Source organism: Bordetella sp. 02P26C-1 (assembly GCF_009763255.1).
Taxonomy (GTDB): Bacteria; Pseudomonadota; Gammaproteobacteria; order Burkholderiales; family Burkholderiaceae_B; genus Bordetella_A.
In genome coordinates, this window is sequence record NZ_WSJB01000025.1 from 95,969 (window position 1) to 117,198 (window position 21,230).

16 protein-coding genes, 3 tRNA genes and 1 pseudogene are annotated in these 21,230 nt (G+C 61.7%); 14 read left to right on the forward strand and 6 right to left on the reverse strand.

Features of this window, described 5'->3' with window-relative positions:
• Positions 1-74: 74 nt before the first annotated feature.
• The gene (gene radC / locus GOQ28_RS15375; RefSeq protein ID WP_160351486.1) at positions 75-752 is read right to left on the reverse strand and encodes a RadC family protein; all 678 of its coding nucleotides are present in this window, start codon (positions 750-752) and stop codon (positions 75-77) included.
• A 183-nt stretch (positions 753-935) separates the two neighbouring features.
• Here radC and GOQ28_RS15380 point away from each other — a divergent pair, with 183 nt between their 5' ends.
• The 3 genes from GOQ28_RS15380 to maiA are packed head-to-tail and all read left to right on the forward strand — an operon-like array spanning position 936 to position 3,079.
• Positions 936-1,415 (forward strand): FKBP-type peptidyl-prolyl cis-trans isomerase, encoded by a 480-nt coding sequence (locus tag GOQ28_RS15380; protein WP_160351485.1) that lies wholly within the window; start codon positions 936-938, stop codon positions 1,413-1,415.
• Entirely contained in the window at positions 1,415-2,398 is a 984-nt protein-coding gene (gene ispH, locus GOQ28_RS15385) for a 4-hydroxy-3-methylbut-2-enyl diphosphate reductase (RefSeq protein ID WP_160351484.1), read from the forward strand. The genes GOQ28_RS15380 and ispH overlap by 1 nt, the downstream gene beginning before the upstream one ends.
• A 36-nt stretch (positions 2,399-2,434) precedes the next feature.
• Complete coding sequence (gene maiA / locus GOQ28_RS15390) at positions 2,435-3,079, forward strand: maleylacetoacetate isomerase (RefSeq protein ID WP_160357097.1); 645 nt, start codon at positions 2,435-2,437, stop codon at positions 3,077-3,079.
• Between the two features lie 79 nt (positions 3,080-3,158).
• On the opposite strand, the gene GOQ28_RS15395 is transcribed toward maiA, so the two are convergent.
• Positions 3,159-3,536, reverse strand: a complete 378-nt coding sequence (locus GOQ28_RS15395) for a tripartite tricarboxylate transporter substrate-binding protein (protein WP_160357098.1) — start codon at positions 3,534-3,536, stop codon at positions 3,159-3,161.
• Between the two features lie 89 nt (positions 3,537-3,625).
• A tRNA-Thr gene (locus GOQ28_RS15400) sits at positions 3,626-3,701 on the reverse strand.
• Positions 3,702-3,915: 214 nt separating this feature from the next.
• Between GOQ28_RS15400 and GOQ28_RS15405 the strand changes: the two genes are divergently transcribed.
• Both GOQ28_RS15405 and GOQ28_RS15410 read left to right on the forward strand, forming a co-directional pair.
• Positions 3,916-3,991: transfer RNA gene (locus GOQ28_RS15405), tRNA-Asn, on the forward strand.
• A gap of 388 nt (positions 3,992-4,379) precedes the next feature.
• Positions 4,380-4,790, forward strand: coding sequence for a GreA/GreB family elongation factor (locus GOQ28_RS15410; protein ID WP_160351854.1), 411 nt, complete (start codon positions 4,380-4,382; stop codon positions 4,788-4,790).
• 589 nt (positions 4,791-5,379) lie between these two features.
• Here GOQ28_RS15410 and GOQ28_RS15415 read toward each other — a convergent pair.
• Positions 5,380-6,258: a hypothetical protein gene (locus GOQ28_RS15415; RefSeq protein ID WP_160357099.1), complete on the reverse strand. Its 879-nt coding sequence runs from the start codon at positions 6,256-6,258 to the stop codon at positions 5,380-5,382.
• 449 nt (positions 6,259-6,707) lie between these two features.
• Here GOQ28_RS15415 and GOQ28_RS15420 point away from each other — a divergent pair, with 449 nt between their 5' ends.
• Entirely contained in the window at positions 6,708-7,766 is a 1,059-nt protein-coding gene (locus tag GOQ28_RS15420; RefSeq protein ID WP_160357100.1) for a CobW family GTP-binding protein, read from the forward strand.
• A 726-nt stretch (positions 7,767-8,492) separates the two neighbouring features.
• Here the strand turns inward: GOQ28_RS15420 and GOQ28_RS15425 are convergent.
• Positions 8,493-8,569 (reverse strand) — tRNA-Met (locus GOQ28_RS15425).
• A gap of 76 nt (positions 8,570-8,645) precedes the next feature.
• Here GOQ28_RS15425 and scpB point away from each other — a divergent pair.
• The 8 genes and pseudogenes from scpB to typA all read left to right on the forward strand — a co-directional run.
• Positions 8,646-9,219: pseudogene (gene scpB / locus GOQ28_RS15430) on the forward strand (SMC-Scp complex subunit ScpB); the annotation flags it as partial.
• A gap of 1,016 nt (positions 9,220-10,235) precedes the next feature.
• Positions 10,236-11,984, forward strand: coding sequence for a 23S rRNA pseudouridine(2605) synthase RluB (gene rluB, locus GOQ28_RS15435; RefSeq protein ID WP_442862109.1), 1,749 nt, complete (start codon positions 10,236-10,238; stop codon positions 11,982-11,984).
• 289 nt (positions 11,985-12,273) lie between these two features.
• Positions 12,274-12,780, forward strand: coding sequence for a ribosome maturation factor RimP (gene rimP, locus GOQ28_RS15440; protein WP_160351851.1), 507 nt, complete (start codon positions 12,274-12,276; stop codon positions 12,778-12,780).
• Positions 12,777-14,255, forward strand: a complete 1,479-nt coding sequence (gene nusA, locus GOQ28_RS15445) for a transcription termination factor NusA (protein WP_160357101.1) — start codon at positions 12,777-12,779, stop codon at positions 14,253-14,255. Before rimP ends, nusA begins: the two co-directional genes overlap by 4 nt.
• Positions 14,256-14,333: 78 nt before the next feature.
• A complete protein-coding gene (gene infB, locus GOQ28_RS15450) occupies positions 14,334-17,471 on the forward strand; it encodes a translation initiation factor IF-2 (RefSeq protein ID WP_160357102.1) in 3,138 nt (1,045 codons plus the stop codon).
• A gap of 27 nt (positions 17,472-17,498) precedes the next feature.
• Positions 17,499-17,900 carry a 30S ribosome-binding factor RbfA gene (rbfA, locus tag GOQ28_RS15455; RefSeq protein WP_160351848.1) on the forward strand — a complete coding sequence of 134 codons (402 nt, stop codon included), beginning with the start codon at positions 17,499-17,501 and terminating at the stop codon, positions 17,898-17,900.
• Positions 17,901-17,936: 36 nt separating this feature from the next.
• Positions 17,937-18,689 carry a tRNA pseudouridine(55) synthase TruB gene (gene truB / locus GOQ28_RS15460; protein WP_160357103.1) on the forward strand — a complete coding sequence of 251 codons (753 nt, stop codon included), beginning with the start codon at positions 17,937-17,939 and terminating at the stop codon, positions 18,687-18,689.
• Positions 18,686-20,509, forward strand: a complete 1,824-nt coding sequence (typA, locus tag GOQ28_RS15465) for a translational GTPase TypA (RefSeq protein WP_160357104.1) — start codon at positions 18,686-18,688, stop codon at positions 20,507-20,509. Before truB ends, typA begins: the two co-directional genes overlap by 4 nt.
• 94 nt (positions 20,510-20,603) lie before the next feature.
• Here the strand turns inward: typA and GOQ28_RS15470 are convergent, their stop codons facing one another.
• Positions 20,604-21,230: a TIGR00730 family Rossman fold protein gene (locus tag GOQ28_RS15470; RefSeq protein WP_160357124.1), complete on the reverse strand. Its 627-nt coding sequence runs from the start codon at positions 21,228-21,230 to the stop codon at positions 20,604-20,606.

Consider the following 21,230-nt stretch of genomic DNA (forward strand, 5'->3'; position numbering starts at 1 on the left):
CAGGCGTGTAGGCAGAGATGACAGCAAAGCACTGATGATACCGGCTGGTGTCTGCTGCGCGCCAGCGCTCACCCTCACATCATGCCCAGCTCCGCCATCGACACAACCTGGTGGCCCGCCACAATCAAATGATCGACGAGCCGCACATCCACCAATGCGAGCGCCTGCCGCAAATGGGTGGTGAAACGCAAATCCGCGTCGCTAGGCCGCGCTATGCCCGACGGGTGGTTATGCGCCAGTATGATCGCCGCGGCATGATGTCGCAGCGCCTCGCGCACGACCTCCCGGGGGTATACCGACGCCTGATTGAGCGTTCCGCGCGCCAGCTCGCCCGTGGCGATCAGATTAAGCTGGTTATCCAGATAAAGCGCGATGCAGTGTTCCACGGTGCGATGCCCCAGTGCGGTGCGGAAATACTGTTTGACGTGCGAGGGTTCCGACAGGACATGCTGACGCGTGAGCTGTTCCTCGGTCGCGCGCCGCGCCAGCTCGAGCACCGCCGCCAGCGAACACGCCTTGGCCGCCCCCAGCCCTGACAACGTCATCAGCTCGTCGGGCGAGGCGGAAAACAATCCGCGCAGGCCACCATAATGCTGCATCAGCAGGTTGCCCATATCAATCGCACTGCGCCCGCGCGTGCCGGTACGCAGCGCCAGGGCCAGCAACTCGGCATCGCGCAGGGATCCCGGGCCGTGGCGCAGCAGTCGCTCCCGGGGGCGTTCATGGACAGGCAGATCTACAGGTAAGCTCATCGCGATACGGCAGAATTCGAACAACGGGCAGGATGCCAGAGACCGGCCTTCGCAGGGTCCTACGGTGCACACTTTTATCCATCCGCAAAACTACGGTGTGACACCCCGCCGCACCGGTGCGCCAGAACGATTCGCTAAGTCGTTCTAAAATCAGGGACTACGTTCATTTATTGGTGATCCGCTTTGACCGCCACGCCTGATTCTTCCGCCACGCCCGTCGTCCGTCCCGACTCCTACCTGACGCTGCATTACCGCATCGTGTTGGCCTCGGGCCCGGCCGAAGGCTCGATCTTCGCCGATACCTTCGACGGCCGGCCCGCCACGCTGCAAATGGGCAGTGGCCAGTGGGCCCCCGGCCTTGAGCAGGCGCTGCTCGGACATGCCGAAGGCGACGAGTTCAGCGTCACCCTGGAGCCGGCGCAGGCCTATGGCGATCGCAATCCCGATCTGATTCAAAAAATCACGCGCACCATGCTGGCTGAGCATGCCGGCGCCGACGCCACCTTCGAACCTGGCGATCTGGTCGAATTCGCCGCGCCCAACGGCGGCCGCTATTCGGGTGTGCTCAAGCAGCTCGAACCCGACTGGGCCCTGTTCGATTTCAATCATCCGTTGGCGGGTACGTCGCTGCGCGTCGATGTAAATATCCTCGGAGTGCTTTAATGACTGTTGCCGTCACCCACCCCGAAGCCGAAGTCGTCCTGGCGCAGCCGCGCGGCTTCTGTGCGGGCGTGGACCGCGCCATCGACATCGTCGAGCGCGCGCTCGAGCTGCATGGCGCGCCCATTTATGTCCGCCACGAAATCGTGCATAACCGCTACGTCGTCGAAGACCTGCGCAACAAAGGCGCGATCTTCATCGACGAACTCGACGAGGCCCCGTCCGGCGCGATCGTGGTGTTCTCCGCGCACGGCGTTTCCAAGGCCGTGCGTCAAGAGGCCGAGTCACGCGGTCTGCAGGTATTCGATGCGACTTGCCCGCTCGTGACCAAGGTGCATATCGAGGTCTCTCGCATGCGCGCCGCGGGCCGCGAAATCATCATGATCGGGCACAAAGGTCATCCCGAGGTCGAAGGCACGCTGGGCCAGGCGCAAGGTGGCATGTATCTGGTCGAGACCGTCGAGGACGTGGCCGAGCTGCAGGTGACCGATCCGGCAAATCTCGCCTTCGTCACCCAGACCACGCTGTCTGTCGACGATGCGGCTGCGGTGTCTGCGGCCTTGCGCGCGCGCTTTCCGCAGATTGTCGAGCCAAAGAAAAGCGACATCTGCTATGCCACGCAAAACCGCCAGGACGCCGTCAAGATTTTGGCCCCCCAATGCGATCTGATGCTCGTGGTGGGCAGCACCAATAGTTCCAACTCCAACCGCCTGCGCGAGGTTGCCGAGCGTATCGGTATCGACGCATATCTGGTCGACGGTGCGGATTCCATCGACCCGGCGTGGCTGGTGGGACGCCAACGCATTGGCATCTCGGCGGGTGCTTCTGCCCCCGAAGTGCTGGTGCAAGAGGTCGTGCAGCGCCTGAAAGCGCTGGGCGCGGTTTCGGTTCGCACCATGCCAGGGCTCGAGGAAAACGTCGCCTTCCCGCTACCCAAAGGTCTTTCGCGTAAAGTCGCGCCAGCCCCTGACTCATCGGCCAGCTAGTTATCGATCATCGGTCATTGCATGGAAGGAGACATCATGCAGTTGTATAGCTATTTCCGCAGTTCCGCCGCCTATCGCGTCCGCATTGCCTTGAATCTCAAGGGCCTTCCTTATGAGTATCTGGGTGTGCATTTGCTTAAAAGCGGCGGCGAGCAGTTTTCCGAAGCCTATCGCAGCGTCAACCCCACGGCGCTCGTGCCCACGCTCGTCGATGGTGATGTCTCTATCGGTCAATCGCTGGCCATCGTGGAATACCTGGACGAAACGCATCCCGATCCGGCATTGCTACCGGCGGATGCCGCCGGCCGTGCCCGCGTGCGAGCGATCGCACAGACCATCGCCTGCGACACGCACCCGCTCAATAACCTGCGCGTGCTGAAATACTTAAAGCGCGAACTGAATATCGACGACGAAAGCCGCGATGCCTGGTATCGCCACTGGGTGGCTCTGGGCCTGGGTGCGGTCGAAACCATGCTGGCCAACTCCGCAGCCACCGGCGAGTTCTGCCATGGTGATGCGCCCGGTCTGGCCGACATCTGTCTCGTTCCGCAAGTCTTTAACGCCCGCCGTCTAAACTGCGATCTGTCGGCCATGCCCAACGTGCTGCGCATTGATGCGGTATGCCGCGCCTTACCGGCGTTCGATCTGGCGGCGCCGGAGAAACAGCCGGATGCGGAGTAATCGGCGCGCCGAGCGGTGTTGATTCGCTGACGCCCTCGGCTCGCTACAACCCCTCCGTGATCAGGGGCAGCGCGTCGCTTCAATCCACCCGGATGTTCACCGACTCGACGACCCCCGCCCACTTCTTCAGTTCATCTTGGATGAATGCGCTCAATTCCGCGGGCGTACTCTGAGCGGGCACTGCGCCTTCTTTGTCAAAATGTTGGCGCAGCGTCGGGGACTTCATCGCTGCGTTCAGCGCGGCGCTCAGGGTATTGATGACGCCGGCCGGCGTGCCTTTAGGGGCGAGCAGGGCGTTCCAGGTGTTGATCTCATACCCCGCGAATCCATCTATCTCCGCCAGTGCAGGGACGTCGGGCAGCTGGGGAAACCCGCAATGCGTTATGCGATTGAATCGTTGAACGCGCGGGGCGGGGGAGGGGGTATGTTGATTTCTGTACGGTTCGCCGGACCGCATGTCTGATGCCGGGCCAATGCCGCCCTATCAGGAGGCACAAACAAAAAGCCCCGCTAACTGTGGGCTAGCGAGGCTTTTCGAGAATCTCTTGGTGCCGGCAATAGGAGTCGAACCTACGACCTTCGCATTACGAATGCGCTGCTCTACCAACTGAGCTATGCCGGCGTGCATCAGCGCTATCGCGCTTTTGCTGGTGTGCGCTTAGAGCGCAGCACCAAAGACCGAAATAATAGCAGAAAAATTTATGTTGTGGGGTCAGATCGCACGGGCGCCGTTAAGAATGTCAAAAAAACTGCGGCACAAACGCAATCGAGGGATTTTTAGCGCCGGGACTTGCACAAGCCTAAAAACTCGTGCATAATCTCGTTTCTCTAGCAGTTCCCCGATAGCTCAGTCGGTAGAGCGACGGACTGTTAATCCGCAGGTCGCTGGTTCGAGCCCAGCTCGGGGAGCCAACCAACGCTAGAAATTTGTACCGACACAGCAACCTCGCCACCTTTGGGTGGCGTTTTGCTTTTCCGGCTCGGTTTTTTTTCGTTAGTGCTTGTGCGATGACGGCGGGCGTCATTGCGTAGGTTAACGCTGTACTGATATTTGGGGCTTTAGTCTCGCCCCTGCATCGGGTACCATTCCCAATATGAACGCGGCTTTAGGATTCGCCTCTGCTATCGCTTCTCTGCGTCGCGCCGGTTTTCGGCGCACGGCGAGCGCGCGCCCGTTCATTTCGGCCCCCGACGCCGACGCAGACTCCTAAGCCCGGCGGCCACCTAGAGCTCCCTCATTCTGGAGCGTGCTGCCGGGCCAAACCACACACCCCTTTTATGGTTTGACTAGGAGTATTACATGTCTGCATCTCACACTGAACGTATTTTTTCCGAACTGGACCGTGTCCGCATCGAGCGCCTCGCGGCGCGTTTCCCTACTCCCGACGGACTGCCGCACGCTGTGCTGGAAGGCTTTGACGAGGGCGACTTCCTGATGCCCAGCGATATTCCCAGCGATGTGGTGACCGTAAACTCGCGCCTGCTCGTGCGGGATCAGGATGGCGCCGAGCGCGAGATCACGATCTGCTACCCCAGCGAGGCCGATGCCCCGAAGGGCTTTATCTCCGTGCTATCGCCGGTGGGCGGTCATTTGCTCGGCCATCGTGTGGGCGCGACCGTGTCTTGGGTGGATGCCAGTGGCACGCCGGCAACTCTGCATATCGAAGCGTTGCTGTTTCAACCCGAGGCCAGCGGCGAACTGGCGCTCTGAACCCTCACGCCGACGCGCGGGCGCGTGGGACGTCAGCGACAGCAAACGTTCCACACTCCAGCCCGCGCCGCAAAGCAACATTCTGGTGTGCAGATCTTCAAATTGACGCCGTTCGATAGACCTGCCCAAATCCATCAGGCGCTTTCCTTGTAGCTGAACATGGTGCAACGGGTAATGCTGCCCCAACGAGCGCCACAGTTGCAGGGCTCCAGGCGATTGGCGAGCACTGCTGAGCAAGCACAGTCCTGCATCCAGCGCCTCGAGGTAGATGCGTTTAGCCAGCCCCATGCGCTGGTACGCTTCGCGATAGCGTGAATGAGGCAAACGCACGTGTTGATCCAGCCGGCGATCTAAACCGACCACGCGATTAAAACTTGTGGTTCCCGCCAGCCATCGACGTTCGGGGTCCTCTATATAGATAAAGGTTTCTTTATTCGCTGTGCGTCGGTAGCGGGGCAGTGGGATATTGCCCAGCTTCGGCAGAAAGATCGTTCCGTCCACTGCCGCGTCACGCAGGCAAGCGGGGTATAGCGCATCAAGCTCGGCGTCGAGCCGTTCGTCAATATGGTCTACATCGATTCTCACGGCGTCATCCCTCGTCGTGAGCATGTGCGACATTCAGCCAATGTCCGCTGCGCAAACCCTGGGGGCGCTGGCTGGCTTGCACGCATGCGCTGCTCTCCCACGCGTGTTCCGGCACGTTCAGGCCGGCATAAACACCATATCCCTCTCCCGCGCGAATCTCGGCTTCGCTGTACAGGCTTTCGCCAGCGCTGATAGCGCCCGCGGCGGTCATTCCTTCCATTGCCTTGATGCCCCAGCCCGCGAACAGGTGCCCGCCGCAATCCAGGATGCCATTGCACTCAATGCCCTGACGCGTGAGGATATCGCCCTGGCTGGTGATGTCGGTGCCTGCCCGAATGCCTTTTTCGCTGTGCAGCGACTGCACATTAATGGACTGGCCGACTTGAGCGCCGCCGTGTAGCCTTACCGCGCCGGACGATGCGAGATCCCAACCTGCGCGGAGCTCTTCGCAATCGATATCGCCTTGTACCAGCACGTTCCATGCGGCGTGCACGCGGCCCGTCACATTTAACGACTCGCCGCAGGTGAGCGCCCCAGCGCAATGCACATCATCGCCCGCTTGCAAGCTGCCTTCCACCCGGATGCCGCCTCCAGCACGAATGCCGCGGCCCACGCGCAGGTTGCCGGTCACCTCGATCGTGCCACGCACCTCGATGGCTCCGGCAAAGACAAAATCGTGCGCGTCCAGATGGTCGAGCCGCAACACGGCGTCGGTGGGGCCGAACTGATCGAGCAGCCAGCAAGCGTCCTTGCCGCGCCCGTCGGCCACCAGTGCGTCCAAGATTTGTTGATAGGTGCCATGTGGCGGCGCGTGCCGCAGATACCAGCGATAGCCGTCGGCGCAGGGCTGTTTGAGCTTAATGAAATCCTTGGTGATGTCCATGCGAGTCCTAGTCGGCCGGCCCTTTAGAAAAAAGGCGGACCATTTGGTGTGCTCGTGCGCCGGCCTGTAACCGAAAGGGCAAGTCAGTAGCGTGGGGAAGGTCGAAGGCTGCTGTAATCAGCCGCCGAGCAGGCACCGAATCGCGCGGGAGAAGCCCGACGACCGAGGATGTGCGCAAAAAAGGGGAGGGAGGGTCGCCGGGCTAGCCAAGTGCGGCGAAGGCCGCGGCTGGACCGGCGCAAGTGGCGCGCGGCCGACGGACACGCCAAGTCGCCCACCCAAAGTGGGTCGCACGGGAAATGGTGCGCAAAGAGACCTGGCGGATGTTCATGGGCAGGCATTGTAGGCCGGGCCGGCTCGGTTTGTACACCCTTGTGTCGCGTCAGGGCCGCGACGGCAGGTGGGTAGTGGACGACTTTGCCCTCATGTTTTGGCTTCATAATAGGCCGATGAAATCCTTGTCTGCGACCGCCGTGTCGTCTAAGCCGGCCAGCCCATCTCGATCTGGTCCCGCAAATCGCGACCATCGCATTCCTGTCACGGTGCTTACCGGCTTTCTCGGCAGCGGCAAAACAACGTTGCTGAATCAACTGGTGCGCGAGCCAGCCTTTACCGATGCCGCCGTGATCGTCAATGAATTGGGCGAAATCGGCGTGGATCATCATTTATTGCGTCATGCGGACGGCCGCATCGCGTTGGTGGAAGGGGGGTGCATCTGTTGCAGCGTCAGCGGCGACCTCGTCAATACGTTGCGCGATCTCTTTATGCTGGCTTTGCGTAAGCAGATCCCCCGCTTTCGCCGGGTGGTGATTGAAACCACGGGATTGGCTACCCCCGCGCCGATTATGTTTACGTTGCGTCATGACGCGTTTATCGCCGAACGCTATGTCCATCGCGGCACCATCGTCGTGGCGGACGCGAAGCATGTGGTGCATCAGTTGGTGGCGCAGCCAGAGGTGGTGCAGCAGATTGCGGCAGCCGATGTGATCGCGTGCGCCAAAGCGGATCTGGTGTCTGCTTCCGATCTAAACGCGGCGGTGCAATCCGTGAAATCCGTCAATTCAGGCGCGGCACTGTCGGTGCTGCGCCCAGATGCGCCCTTGGCTCGGGAACTGCTGGAGCCTGTACTGCGCGGGACCTCCGACAGGGACTCCCTGCAACGCTGGTTGAGCGGTTCGCTCTCGGCCGTGGGCCCTCGACACGCGGATGTTCAACAGGTAACGCTGGAACTCAATCAAGCGCTTACGCGGTCGGCTTTCATCTCGGGCATGGCCTGTCTGCAAGAAGCCCATCATGAATCCCTGCTGCGGATCAAAGGCATTATTCGCTTCGCCAGCGAGGATTTGCCCTATGCCGTGCACGGCGTGCATCGTGATCTCTACCCGCTTGAGGCGTTGACCGATTGGCCGACAGGCGACCGTCGTTGTTGGTTGGTCGCGATTGCGCGCACCCGGGACGCAGCCGCCATTTCGGTCGCGTTGAGGCAGGCACTAAATCAGCCTGCATGAGTTCGGCGCAACAAAAGCGCATCATCGTTTGTCCCTGCGGGCATTGTGAGTATAATTACCCGAACTGTCCTCATGTAGACCAACGTCGTTTTTGGCTCGGCAGGCTTCTTTTAGCCGCCGATGAATCACCGGCCATCCTACCGATGCGCGGTGTCCAGAATTCAGGCCAGCCGTGAGCGGGATTCGCAACGGGCTTAAAAACCGTGGGTGGCGTTGCCACGGACCCCAGTGCTGATCGTGCTGGTGCTGATACGTTGGCAGGCCGCGATGCCGGCCGGTCATGCGGACGGATTGTCGTCCCATACATCTAAAGATCGTCGGTTCAAGGTCCGCTACAAGAAGACGTCACGGCTTGGCCTGTTCAAGTCTCAGGTGTCCCCCTGGTAGATGTGCCCGCCGGGTAGCGGTTGAGCCGCCCCGTGCTGTGGGGCCAGACGATTCAGGTTCATTTTTTACGTATGTGCCGCGAGCGCGGTGCCGCGCACCGGTTGCGTGGCAATGCGCGAAGCCCAGAGGCCTTGTCGGCGCGGGGCGGTGCGATGCTATCTACGCCCACAGGAAGGTTGTGAACACTACGCTAGTCAGCGCTACATCTCTTCGGTTGCCGTCGCGGCAAGCGCCCTTCGTGGCGACTGTGCGTGCGCGCCTGGTGTCGTTGGTGCGTGGATTTACTGGCTATGCCAAAAAACAAAAAGGCCCGGCGGTAAGCCAGGCCTTTAAGAAATTTGGTTGCGGGGGCAGGATTTGAACCTACGACCTTCGGGTTATGAGCCCGACGAGCTGCCAGACTGCTCCACCCCGCGTCTGAGAGAACGAAATCATAGCCGTTTTCTTGGTGCGACGCAAATTCGCCCTTTTATCTTGGTGTACTGAAGCTCAATGGACAATAACGAGGCAACATGTGTGCTGGAGACCGCGCTCTTATGCGCGAGCCAGCCTATGCCGTTGGCCGAGATGCGCAAGCTCTTCGGTGAGGATCCCGAGTTCAATAACGAACGGTTAAACGCGTTATTGCAAGGTTTGCAGGAACAATGGGCCGATCGCGGGTTGGAGCTCGTTCAGCTGGCCAGTGGCTGGCGGTTTCAGAGTCGTGCGAGAATGCAGCGGTATCTCGAGCGTTTGAACCCGGAACGGCCGCCGAAATATTCACGCGCGGTGATGGAAACACTGGCCATCGTGGCGTGGCGACAGCCCGTGACGCGTGGCGACATCGAAGATATACGCGGCGTCACCGTGTCATCCCAGATTGTCAAAACATTGGAAGATCGCGGCTGGATCGAGGTCATTGGACATCGGGATGCCCCAGGGCGGCCCGCCTTATTCGCGACAACGCGCCAATTTTTGGATGACCTGGGTCTACGTTCCCTCGGCGAACTCCCGCCGTTGGATAGTGCCCAGGCCGCCACCGCGTTGCAGGGCCTGGATCTGGGCGGCACCGAAGTCACGCTCGAGCCTGCCGCTACCGAGGCTGTCGAGGCCGCCGAGAACACAAGCTTAGCGACGAACGCCACACCGTTCGCCGATATCGAAACCCATACCGAAGCCGAACCCCTAGAGCGCGATACCGCCGTAGAAAGCGTGGAATCCGAGGGTTCGCCACTCACCGAAAATAAGGACCTGTCCGTCGAGAGCGGATCGGCCAAAGCATAAAGAATTCTGGAGCTGTCTGTGCCAACCGATACTACGCCTACAACCATGCAAGACGAATCCCTCGCTCACGACGCGACTGTCGAGGCGCCCGCCGCTGCAACGAAAGCCCGCGCAACGAAGTCGGCGGCTAGCAAAACCGCGGCGAAGACGGCTGCGGTGAAATCGCCCGCCACGAAGGCGGCTTCCACGCGGTCGTCAGCGACAAAGCGAGCGGCGAAGAAGGTCGCGGATGCAGAAACCGGCGACGTGTCGAGCGTGGTCGTGGCGAGCGACGCCCCGGCTGTCGCCGCGGCTGAGCCGGCCTCTGCCAAGCCTGCCACCAAGCGTGCGACCTCTAAGGTCGCCACCAAATCCGCCACGGCGAAAGCTGGTGCCAAGTCCGCGGCGAAGAAGCAAGCGGATGTCGCCGGCGACGCCGAGAGCGGCCCGGCCGTCTCAGATGGTGTCGAAACGCCCGTGACTGAGCCGGCGCCCAAGCGTACTCGTACGCGTAAGGCCGCCGCTGCGGTGGTTGCTTCCGACGCGAGTGGCGCGGAATCGGGTGGTGTTCAAGCGGCTGCAGTCGCACAGGTTCAAGCTCCGGCTGCCGCTTCCAGCGCATCGGGTGTGTCGGCTGAACCTGCCGCGCCGTCAGCAGGGGCGCAAGACCCGGCGTCTATCTCGGAACCCCAAGCGACGTATGCGGACCAGTCCGCCGAGCAAGCTCCCGCGTCCGGCAGGGCCCGTCAGGAGCGCCAGCGATCGCCCGCTCGCGCAGAGTCGGCTCGCGGCGAACGCCAGCCGCGCCGCCGTGGCCGTGCCGCCGACGTGTCTTCGGATATCGCGCCTCAAGACGCATCCGCCAGTCAGAATCCGGCATTCGATCAAGCGGAGGCATCCGGGCAATTTGGCGCCTCCGGTATGGACGGTCAGGGCCTCGCAGGCCAATCGGCGGAGGGGGATGCCAATGGCGCGCGAGGCGGCCGTGGTCGCAAGTTGCGCACGCCGTTCCGCCGCCGCCGTGGCGACGCAGCCGACGGGATGCCCGGTGTTCCTGGCGCCGAAGGCGACGGACGCGGGGGCGAGCGTGACGCCGAGCAGGCATTGTCCTACCTGGAGCACGCCGAACGTATCGAGCAGCGCCTGGGTAAATACCTGCAAAGCGACATTGCCATGCCGAAGCTGCACAAGGTGTTGGCAGATGCAGGCATCGGCTCGCGCCGCGAAATGGAAGAGCTGATCACTGCGGGTCGCGTGTCCGTCAATGGCGAACCGGCGCATATCGGTCAACGTGTTTCGCCCACGGACTTGGTGCGCGTCAACGGCAAGCCCATCGCCCGCCCCAACACCCGCAAGCCGCCGCGAGTGATCCTGTATCACAAGCCGGCCGGTGAAATCGTCAGCCACGACGACCCCGGTGGACGTGCCAGCGTCTTCGCGCGCTTGCCCAAGCTGCGGACGGGTAAATGGTTGTCGGTCGGCCGTCTGGACCTCAATACCGAAGGTCTGCTGATCTTCACCACTTCGGGCGACATGGCCAACCGCATCATGCACCCGCGCTATGGCACCGAGCGCGAATACGCCGTGCGCGTACTGGGTGAGATGGATGATGCCACCCGCAAGTCCTTGGTTGAAGGTATTCAGCTTGACGACGGTATGGCGGCTTTTGGCTCGCTGGATTATCTGGGTGGCGATGGTAGCAACCGCTGGTATCGCGTCACCTTGCAAGAAGGGCGCAACCGCGAAGTTCGGCGCATGTTTGAGTCTGTCGGCGTGACGGTCAGCCGCCTGATCCGTACCCGTTTCGGCGATATGGTGCTGCCGCGCAATCTGCGCCGCGGTCGCTGGGAGGAGCTGGAGCCCAATCTGGTCACGGCGCTCATGGTGCAGTTGGGCTTGCTGCGTGACGATGATGACGCCGAAGGGGGACGCCGTCCCCGTCAGCCGCGTTCGCACGACAGCGCGCTGCCTCCAGGCTTCGGCACACTCGAGCGTAACGGCATGAATGGCGCTCGTATCGGCCGCCGTGGCAAACTGCAGGGTGGCCGTCCCGGCAGCGCAGGCGTGGTCGCCTCGTCGCCGTCGGATCCGTTTGGGACCGGCCTGATGATCACTGGCGGATATGCCAACGGTCATCCGTTGGGTAAAGACGGTGGGCGCGGCGGCAGGCCGAATGGCAAACCTGCCGGTAAACACGGTGGCAAGCCCGGCGGCGGTCGTCGTGGCGGCAAGGGGCCGGCGCAGTTCGGTGGCGGCGCGCCGACCGGCTATGCGGCACCCGCAGCTGTAATGTCCGGCGAAGACGGTTTTTCCCGTCCCGGCAAGCCGCCGCGTCGCAATAAAGGCCCTGGTGGCGAGCAGGCGGGCGGCGCGCAGCGTCAAGGCCCCAATCGCCCCAACGGCAAAAACTCAGCCGGCCCACGTTCCGGCCAGCCGCGCAATGGTGGCAAGCCGCAGAGCGGCAACGGTGGCAACAAAAACCGGGGTGCTCGGGGTGGCCGCGGCGATGACTGGCAGCCCAAGAGCGCGTCCGCACACGAATCGCGTCTGGGCTTTCTCGGCGGCAACCGCGGGCGCGGCGACCGCTAAGCGTTTCTGCCAGATGTCAAGAGTGTCGTCAGTGCGCTCTTGACGTAAACCCGCGACATAGCAGGAAATTTTCGCGGTTATCTGGTAAAATTGTTGGTTTTCACGGCGCGCATGCATCGCAAGATGTGTCCTGCCGTGTGCCACAGCGTACGCTGTCGCTTGGGTTTATACCCGGGTGTGCTTCTTTTGGGCTTGGGTCCGGTGGCGGGTGCGAAATGCGTTTCGCGCAGTTGAACCGGGGGCCAGGCAATACGGTGGGCTGGGTTTACAGCCCATTTTTTTTGAGTGTATGGCAGATATTTACGCATTGACCCAACAGGCTTTGGCCGGCATGGACGTCGAATTAGTCGACGTCGAACGTGCTGCGCTGGGCCTCTTGCGCATCACTATCGACAGGCCTGACGGCGTGCGCATCGAAGACTGCGAGCAGGTCTCGCGGCAGCTCTCGCGCGTCTTTGAGGTCGAAAACATCGACTACAAGCGACTCGAAGTCGGCTCGCCGGGCGTCGATCGCCCTTTGCGCACCGAGGCCGAGTTCCGCCGCTTTGTCGGTGAACGTGTCGAGATCAAGCTGCGCGAGGCGCTGGATGGTCGTAAAGTATTTTCCGGCGTGCTGACTCTGTCCGAGACGGAGCAGGGCGGCGAGGGCGATGCGACTGCGCCTGCACAGCAGGCGGTATTTGGTCTCGAATTTGAAGCAAAAAAGAACGATATTCAGGTCTTGAATTTCACGCTCGGTGATATCGAGCGTGCGAAGCTGGATCCCGTTCTGGATTTCAAGGGCAAAAAGCGATGAGTCGCGAAATTCTTCTGTTGGTCGATGCCTTGGCGCGTGAGAAAAACGTCACGCGCGAAGTCGTATTCGGAGCGCTCGAAAGCGCGCTGGCTTCGGCCATGAAAAAGCGTTTCAAGGAAGACGCCGACATTCGCGTCTCCATCGATCGTGAAACGGGTAGCCACGAGGGCTTCCGTCGTTGGTTGGTTGTGCCCGACGAAGCCGGCTTGCAAGAGCCCGACAAGCAGGAAATGCTTTCGGATGCACGCGAGCTCGTGCCCAATATCGAAGTCGGCGAGTACATCGAAGAAGCCCTCGAGCCTATCGAATTCGGTCGTATCGGCGCACAGGCCGCCAAGCAGGCGATTCTGCAAAAGATCCGTGACGCCGAGCGCGAACAAGTGCTTAACGACTTCCTTGAGCGTGGCGAGACCATCATCTCCGGCACGATCAAGCGTATGGATAAGGGCGACATCATCGTCGAAACGGGCAAGATCGAAGCCCGTCTGCCCCGTTCCGAAATGATCCCCAAGGAAAACTTCCGGGTGGGCGACCGTCTGCGCGCTTTCGTGCTGAAGATCGATCACGCCGCCCGGGGCCAGCAGGTCATTCTGTCGCGCACCTCGCCGGATTTCATCCGTCAGCTGTTCGAAAATGAAGTCCCCGAAATCGAGCAGGGTCTGCTCGAAATCAAGGCGGCTGCCCGCGATCCCGGCGTACGCGCCAAGATCGCCGTTGTGGCCTACGATAAGCGTATCGACCCGATCGGTACGTGTGTCGGTATGCGCGGCTCGCGCGTGACCGCCGTGCGCAACGAGCTGGGCGGCGAGCAAGTCGACATTGTGCTATGGTCAGAAGACCCCGCACAGTTTGTGATCGGTGCCCTGGCGCCTGCCAACGTCGAATCCATCGTGGTCGACGAGGACAAGCACGCCATGGACGTGGTCGTCGACGAAGAGAACCTGCCCAAGGCCATCGGCGCCAAGGGCCAGAACGTGCGTCTGGCGTCCGAGCTGACCGGTTGGCAGATCAACATCATGACGCCTGAGGAAAGCCTCAGCCGTCAGGAAACCGAGCGTGCCGGTCTGCGCGCGACGTTCATGGACAAGCTGGACGTGGACGAAGAAGTCGCCGACATCCTGATCGACGAGGGCTTTACTGGCATCGAGGAAATCGCCTACGTGCCGCTGCCCGAGTTGCTCGAGATCGAAGCGTTCGACGAAGACACCATCAACGAGTTGCGCGCCCGTGCCCGCAACGCGCTGCTCACCGAGGCAATTGCCCAGGAAGAGCGCTTGGAAACGGCACAAGATTTGCTCGAACTCGAGGGTGTCACACCCGAACTGGCGGCCAAGCTGGCCGAACGCCAGGTGTTGACGCGTGACGATCTGGCCGAGCTCGCCACTGACGAGCTTGCCGAGATCGCCGGCATCGATGAACAACAGGCCAGCGACCTGATCATGCGGGCTCGCGCCCATTGGTTCGAAGAGGAATAATTTTCTGACGTCCGACCTGTTGATACGAGAAAAACACATCGTTGTTGTAACTGCTGCATATAGAGGGAAGATAGCCTAATGTCGAGTAATACTGTCGCCCAGTTCGCCACCGAGCTGAAAATGCCAGCCAACGTGCTGCTCGAGCAGCTGCGTTCGGCCGGTGTTAGCCTCAACTCGGTCGACGATGCGGTCACCGACAGCGACAAGGCGAAGCTGCTCGACTCTCTGCGCCGCGCTCATGGCGCGACTGAGGGCAAGAAGATCACCTTGACGCGTCGCCAGACTTCCGAGATCCGCCAGGCAGATGCCACCGGCCGTTCTCGTACCATCCAGGTCGAAGTTCGCAAGAAGCGCGTGTTCGTCAAGCGGGATCCGTCCGAACTCGCCATGGAGCAGGCTGCAGCACAATCGGTCGACGCGCCTCAAGTCGCGGCGCCTGAAGTTGCGGCTACCCCGGTTGCCGAGGCGCCCGTTGCCCAAGCCGCGCAACCCGCGGTCGAAACGTCGCAAGCGACGCCTGCCGCGCAGACGCCGGTGGAAAGCCAATCGGCCAGCGCCGAGCAGGCTGCATCCCCCGAGGCGGCGGAAGTTTCCCAGGCGCAGCCTGAAGAGACTCCGGCCGTGCAGGATGCGGCTCCCGTCGAAGCTCCGGTTGTCGCCGCGGAAGAACCCGCTGCGGCCGCTGAAGCCCCTGCAGTTGAATCGCAATCCGAAGGGTCTGCGGCGGCTGAGTCCAAGACGGACGCCGCATCCGAAACGACCCCCCCCGTGGCCCAGGCCGAGCCTGAGTCCCAACCCGAACCGGCTCCCGCGCCGGCAGACACCCCGGCCGCTTCGGCCGAATCTGCCACCGGGCAAGCCGCTGCCGAGCGCGAGGCCACACCGGCCCCGTCGGAACCTGCTGTGCAAGCTGAAATCGATACCGTTGCCAAAACCCCCGCTGAGTCCACCAAGTCGACTCAGCCGAATGCTCCCCAGAAATCCAACGCTGCCGCTGCGCCGCGTATGACGCGCGCCGATCGCCGCGCTGCACCGCCGCCACTGGCGCAATCCGCTGGCGACAGCGCCTCGCGCGACGCCGCGCGCCGCGCCGCCGAAGCCGAGGCTGCCGCTCTGCGCGAGATGCTGAATCGTCCGCGCAAGGTGTTGCGTGCGCCCGAGCCCGAGGCCCCGGCACCGCTGACTGGTACGCTGCACAAGCCTAGCGGCAAAACCGCTGCTTCCCCGGCCGCGAAAAAAGACGCGAAACCGGCAGCAGGCGCCGGCTCCAAGAAGACGATCAAGACCGCCGAGGTCTCCTCGTCCTGGAGCGACGATGCCTCCCGCAAGAAGCCGGCTGACGCCAAGAGCGCCGCACCTAGTCGTGACGGCTGGCGCGCCGGTGGCAAGGGCGGTAAGGGCAAGGGCGGTCGCAATCAGCAACAGGACCACCGTCGCCAGGAGCCCGTGCAGCAAGAGTTCATCGCTCGCGAAGTGCACGTTCCCGAGACCATCAGCGTGGCCGATCTGGCGCACAAGATGTCTGTCAAGGCCGCGGAAGTCATCAAGCATTTGATGAAGCTTGGCCAGATGGTCACCATCAACCAGGTGCTGGATCAGGAAACGGCTATGATCGTGGTCGAAGAACTGGGCCACGTCGCGATTGCCGCCAAGCTCGACGATCCGGAAGCCTTCCTGGACGAAACCTCCACCGCCACCGAAGCCGAGGCGCTGCCGCGTGCTCCCGTGGTCACGGTCATGGGTCACGTCGACCACGGCAAGACCTCGCTCCTGGACTACATCCGTCGCGCCAAGGTTGCCTCCGGCGAAGCCGGCGGCATCACGCAGCATATCGGTGCGTATCACGTGAAAACCGAACGTGGCATGGTCACCTTCCTCGACACCCCGGGTCACGAGGCGTTTACCGCCATGCGTGCTCGCGGTGCGAAGGCAACCGACATCGTGATTCTGGTCGTCGCGGCCGATGACGGCGTCATGCCGCAAACGCGCGAGGCGATTCACCACGCCAAGGCCGCCGGTGTTCCGCTGGTCGTCGCGGTGAACAAGATCGACAAACACGAAGCCAACCCCGAGCGCGTGAAGCAAGAGCTCGTGGCCGAGGAAGTCGTGCCCGAAGAATACGGTGGCGACGTGCCGTTCGTGCCGGTTTCGGCCAAGACTGGCGCCGGTATCGACGATCTGCTGGAAAACGTCCTGCTGCAAGCCGAAATCCTGGAGCTCACCGCTCCGGTGGACGCGCCGGCCAAGGGTCTGGTCATCGAAGCCCGCCTCGACAAGGGTCGTGGTCCGGTGGCGACCATCCTGGTGCAAAGCGGCACGCTCAAGCGCGGCGACGTCGTGCTGGCGGGTGCAAGCTTCGGCCGTGTTCGCGCCATGGTGGACGAGAACGGCAAGCAGATCCAGGAAGCCGGCCCCTCTATTCCGGTAGAAATCCAAGGTCTGACCGAGGTTCCCGCTGCTGGTGACGAATTGATCGCACTGGCTGACGAGCGCAAGGCGCGTGAAATCGCCCTGTTCCGTCAAGGCAAGTTCCGTGACGTCAAGCTGGCACGCCAACAGGCCGCTAAGCTCGAATCCATGTTCGACAATCTGGGCGAAGGCACGCAAACGCTGCCGCTTATCGTCAAGACCGACGTGCAAGGTTCGCAAGAAGCCCTGGTGGCTTCGCTCACCAAGCTGTCCACCGACGAAGTTCGTGTGCAAGTCGTGCACGCCGCCGTGGGTGGTATCTCGGAAAGCGACGTCAACCTGGCGATTGCCTCGAACGCGGTGGTCATCGGCTTTAACGTTCGCGCTGAACAAAGCGCCAAGAAGCTCGCCGAGAACAACGGCATCGATCTGCGCTACTACAACATCATCTACGACGCGGTGGATGAGGTGAAGGCAGCCATGTCGGGCATGTTGGCTCCCGAGAAAAAAGAGGAAGTCATCGGTCTGGTCGAGGTTCGCGAGGTCTACACGATTTCGCGTATCGGCACGGTCGCCGGTTGTATGGTGCTCGACGGTATCGTTCGTCGCGACTCGCAGGTACGCCTGCTGCGCAACAACGTCGTTACCTGGACTGGTCACCTCGATTCTCTGCGCCGCTTCAAGGACGACGTCAAGGAAGTCAAATCTGGCTTCGATTGCGGTCTGACTCTGCGCGGCAGCAATGATCTCGAAGTGGGCGACCAGCTCGAGGTCTTCGAAATCAAGGAGATCGCGCGTACGCTGTAAAGCGCCCGCGCCATCCATAAGCCTTACATGAGTCGTCATAAGTCTAAATCCATCCCCGGCCGCAATCTGCGGCTGGCCGAACAGATCCAAAAGGATCTGGCCGGCCTCATCCAGCGCGAGATCGATGTTTCTCGCGCTGGGTTGATTACGCTGTCCGGAGTGGAGCTGTCGGCTGATTATGCGCACGCGAAAGTCTATTTCACGGTAATGGGCGCCGAGCCCGAAACCGCCGCGGCCATACTCAACGAAAAAGCCGGCTGGCTGCATTCCCTTCTTTATAAGCTGCTGCACATCCACACTGTGCCGCGACTGCGCTTTTTCCACGATGAGCAGATCGCCCGCGGCATCGAAATGTCGGCTTTGATCGATCGCGCCAACCGGCCTGGACCGGTGGCCGATGAGCCCGACGAGCCTGAAGACCAGCGCTGATCGCTGTCGTCTCACCTTTTTTTCCTGGATTCGACGATGGCAAAACGACGCGGGCTTGCGCTCGACGGTGTCCTGTTGCTAGACAAACCCGTGGGCTTGTCCAGCAATCACGCACTGCAGCGCGCCAAGCGCAGCATGGATGCCGCCAAGGCGGGACACACGGGGACTCTGGACCCGTTCGCCACCGGTTTATTAGTTTGTTGTATGGGGCGTGCCACCAAAATTTCCGGTGCCATGCTCAATGCGGATAAAGCCTACCGGGCCACGCTGCAGTTCGGCGAGGAAACCGATTCGGGCGATTTGACCGGCATCGTCACGGCGCGCGCCGAGGGCGAGGTCAAGGTCAACGAGGCGGCACTGCTAGAAGTGTTGTCACGGTTCCAAGGCATCATCGAGCAAATTCCGCCGATGTACTCGGCGCTAAAGCGCGATGGCAAGCCACTCTATGAATACGCGCGTCAGGGCATCGAGCTGGAACGTCCGCCGCGTGAAGTGAAGATTTACCGCATCGACCTGTTATCGCTGGAAGGCAGCCGGGCCGAGATCGATGTGGCCTGCAGCAAGGGCACGTACATACGTACCCTGGCGCAAGATATCGGCCGGGCACTCGGGTGTTATGCCCACCTGGCGGCGCTCAGGCGCACGCACGTCGGGCCGTTTTCGCTGGATCGCGCCGTCTCACTCGAAGCTCTGCAGGCCATGACTGACCCGAAGCAGGCTTTGCTCGCACTAAATGAATTGCCGGCTGGCTTATTGCCCGCCACACCGACTTTAAAGGACCCCCTATGACTCGCGCCCTGCGCAACGTCGCCATCATTGCTCACGTCGACCACGGTAAGACAACCCTGGTTGACCAGCTGCTACGCCAATCCGGCACCTTCCGCGAAAACCAGGCCGTGACCGAACGGGTCATGGACTCGAACGATCTGGAAAAAGAGCGCGGCATTACCATTCTGGCCAAGAACTGCGCTGTCGAATACGAAGGCACGCACATTAATATCGTTGACACCCCGGGACACGCGGACTTCGGCGGTGAAGTCGAACGCGTCCTGTCCATGGTCGACGGCGTGCTGCTGCTGGTCGACGCGGTGGAAGGCCCGATGCCCCAGACCATCTTCGTGACCCGCAAGGCACTGGCCATGGGCTTGAAGCCCATCGTCGTGGTCAACAAGGTCGACCGTCCGGGTGCGCGTCCTGACTTCGTCATCAATGCCACGTTCGATCTGTTCGACAAGCTGGGTGCGACCGAAGAGCAATTGGACTTCCCGGTGGTGTACGCCTCGGGCCTGTCCGGCTACGCTGGCCTGACCCCCGACGTGCGCGAGGGCGACATGCGCCCCTTGTTCGACGCCATCCTCAAGCACGTCCCGCAACGTGAAGACGATCCGGATGGTCCGCTGCAGATGCAGATCATCTCGCTGGACTACAACAGCTACGTGGGTAAGATCGGCGTGGGCCGTATCAACCGTGGCCGCATCCGTCCCGGCATGGATGTTGCATTCCAGTTCGGTCCCGAAGGCACGCCCGGCAAGGGCCGCATCAACCAGGTCCTTAAATTCAAAGGTCTGGAGCGTGAACAGGTCTCCGAAGCCGAAGCCGGCGACATCGTGCTGATCAACGGTATCGAAGACATCGGTATCGGTTGCACCGTGATGGATCCGTCCCGCCTCGAACCGTTCCCCATGCTGCGCATTGACGAGCCCACGCTGACCATGAACTTCATGGTCAACACCTCGCCCTTGGCCGGCCGCGAAGGCAAATTCGTCACCAGCCGTCAACTGCGCGATCGTCTGGAGCGTGAGCTCAAGTCCAACGTGGCCCTGCGCGTGCGTGACACCGGCGACGACACCGTCTTCGAAGTCTCGGGTCGTGGCGAACTGCACCTGACGATTCTGCTCGAAACCATGCGTCGCGAAGGCTACGAGCTGGCTGTGTCGCGTCCCCGCGTGGTGTTCAAGGAAATCGACGGCGTGAAATGCGAGCCGTTCGAAGCCCTGACCATTGACGTCGAAGACGCGCACCAAGGTGGCGTCATGGAAGAACTCGGCCGCCGCAAGGGTGATCTGCAAGACATGCAGCCCGATGGCCGTGGTCGTACGCGTCTGGAATACCTGATCCCCGCTCGCGGCCTGATCGGCTTCCAGAACGAGTTCCTGACGCTGACGCGCGGTACTGGCTTGATGAGCCATATCTTCCACGAATACGCCCCCATGCGCGAAGGCAGCATCGGCGAGCGTCGCAACGGTGTGCTGATCAGCCAGGACAACGGCGATGCCGTGGCCTACGCGCTGTGGAAGCTGCAGGACCGTGGCCGTATGTTCGTCAGCCCCGGCGAGGCGCTGTACGAAGGCATGATCATCGGTATCCATAGCCGCGACAACGATCTGGTCGTCAACCCGATCAAGGGCAAGCAGCTGACCAACGTGCGTGCTTCCGGCACCGACGAAGCCGTGCGCCTGGTTCCGCCGATTCAGATGTCGTTGGAATACGCCGTGGAATTCATCGACGACGACGAGTTGGTCGAAATCACGCCCAAGTCGATCCGTCTGCGCAAGCGTCACCTGCAAGAGCACGAGCGTCGTCGCGCTGCGCGCGAAAACGCGGCCTGATCTCAGCCACATTGATCGCGTAAGCGATTGAAGCCAACTGGCCGACGCGGCTCACCCGCCGCGTCGGCCAGTTTCGTTTATGGCGCGGATCGCGTCATGCCGGCAGCGAAGGCGCGTACTGTTCGTCGCTACGCTGGGTTTCGTGGAATTCCACCACGCGTTGCACCACCATTTCAGGGTCGTCTTCGATGACGAAGAGCTCCAAGTCATGGGCGGCGATCATGCCGTTGGCCAGCATTTGATCGCTGAGCCAGTCGACCAGGCCCGCCCAGTACTCGCGCCCGACCAGGATGATGGGGGCAGGGGGCACCTTGCCAGTCTGGATGAGCGTCAACGCTTCGAACAACTCATCCATCGTGCCAAAGCCGCCTGGCAACGCGACATACGCGAAGCTGTGCATGAAAAACGTGGCCTTGCGCGAGAAGAAGTACTCGAAACCCAAGCTGATCGTCTGATATTGATTGTTGGTGGTCTCGTGAGGCAGACTGATGTTCAGCCCCACGCTGGTACCTCCGGCCTCGTACGCGCCTTTATTGGCGGCCTCCATGATGCCTGGGCCGCCACCGGCGATCACGGCAAAACCGGCTTTCGCCAGTGCGCGTGCAATCGCTTCGCACGTTTCATAATGCGGTGAACCTCGACTGGTACGCGCGCTGCCAAAGAGACTGACGGCGGGGCCCAGATCGGCCAGTTGCTCGGCCGCCGTCTGTATCTCTGACAT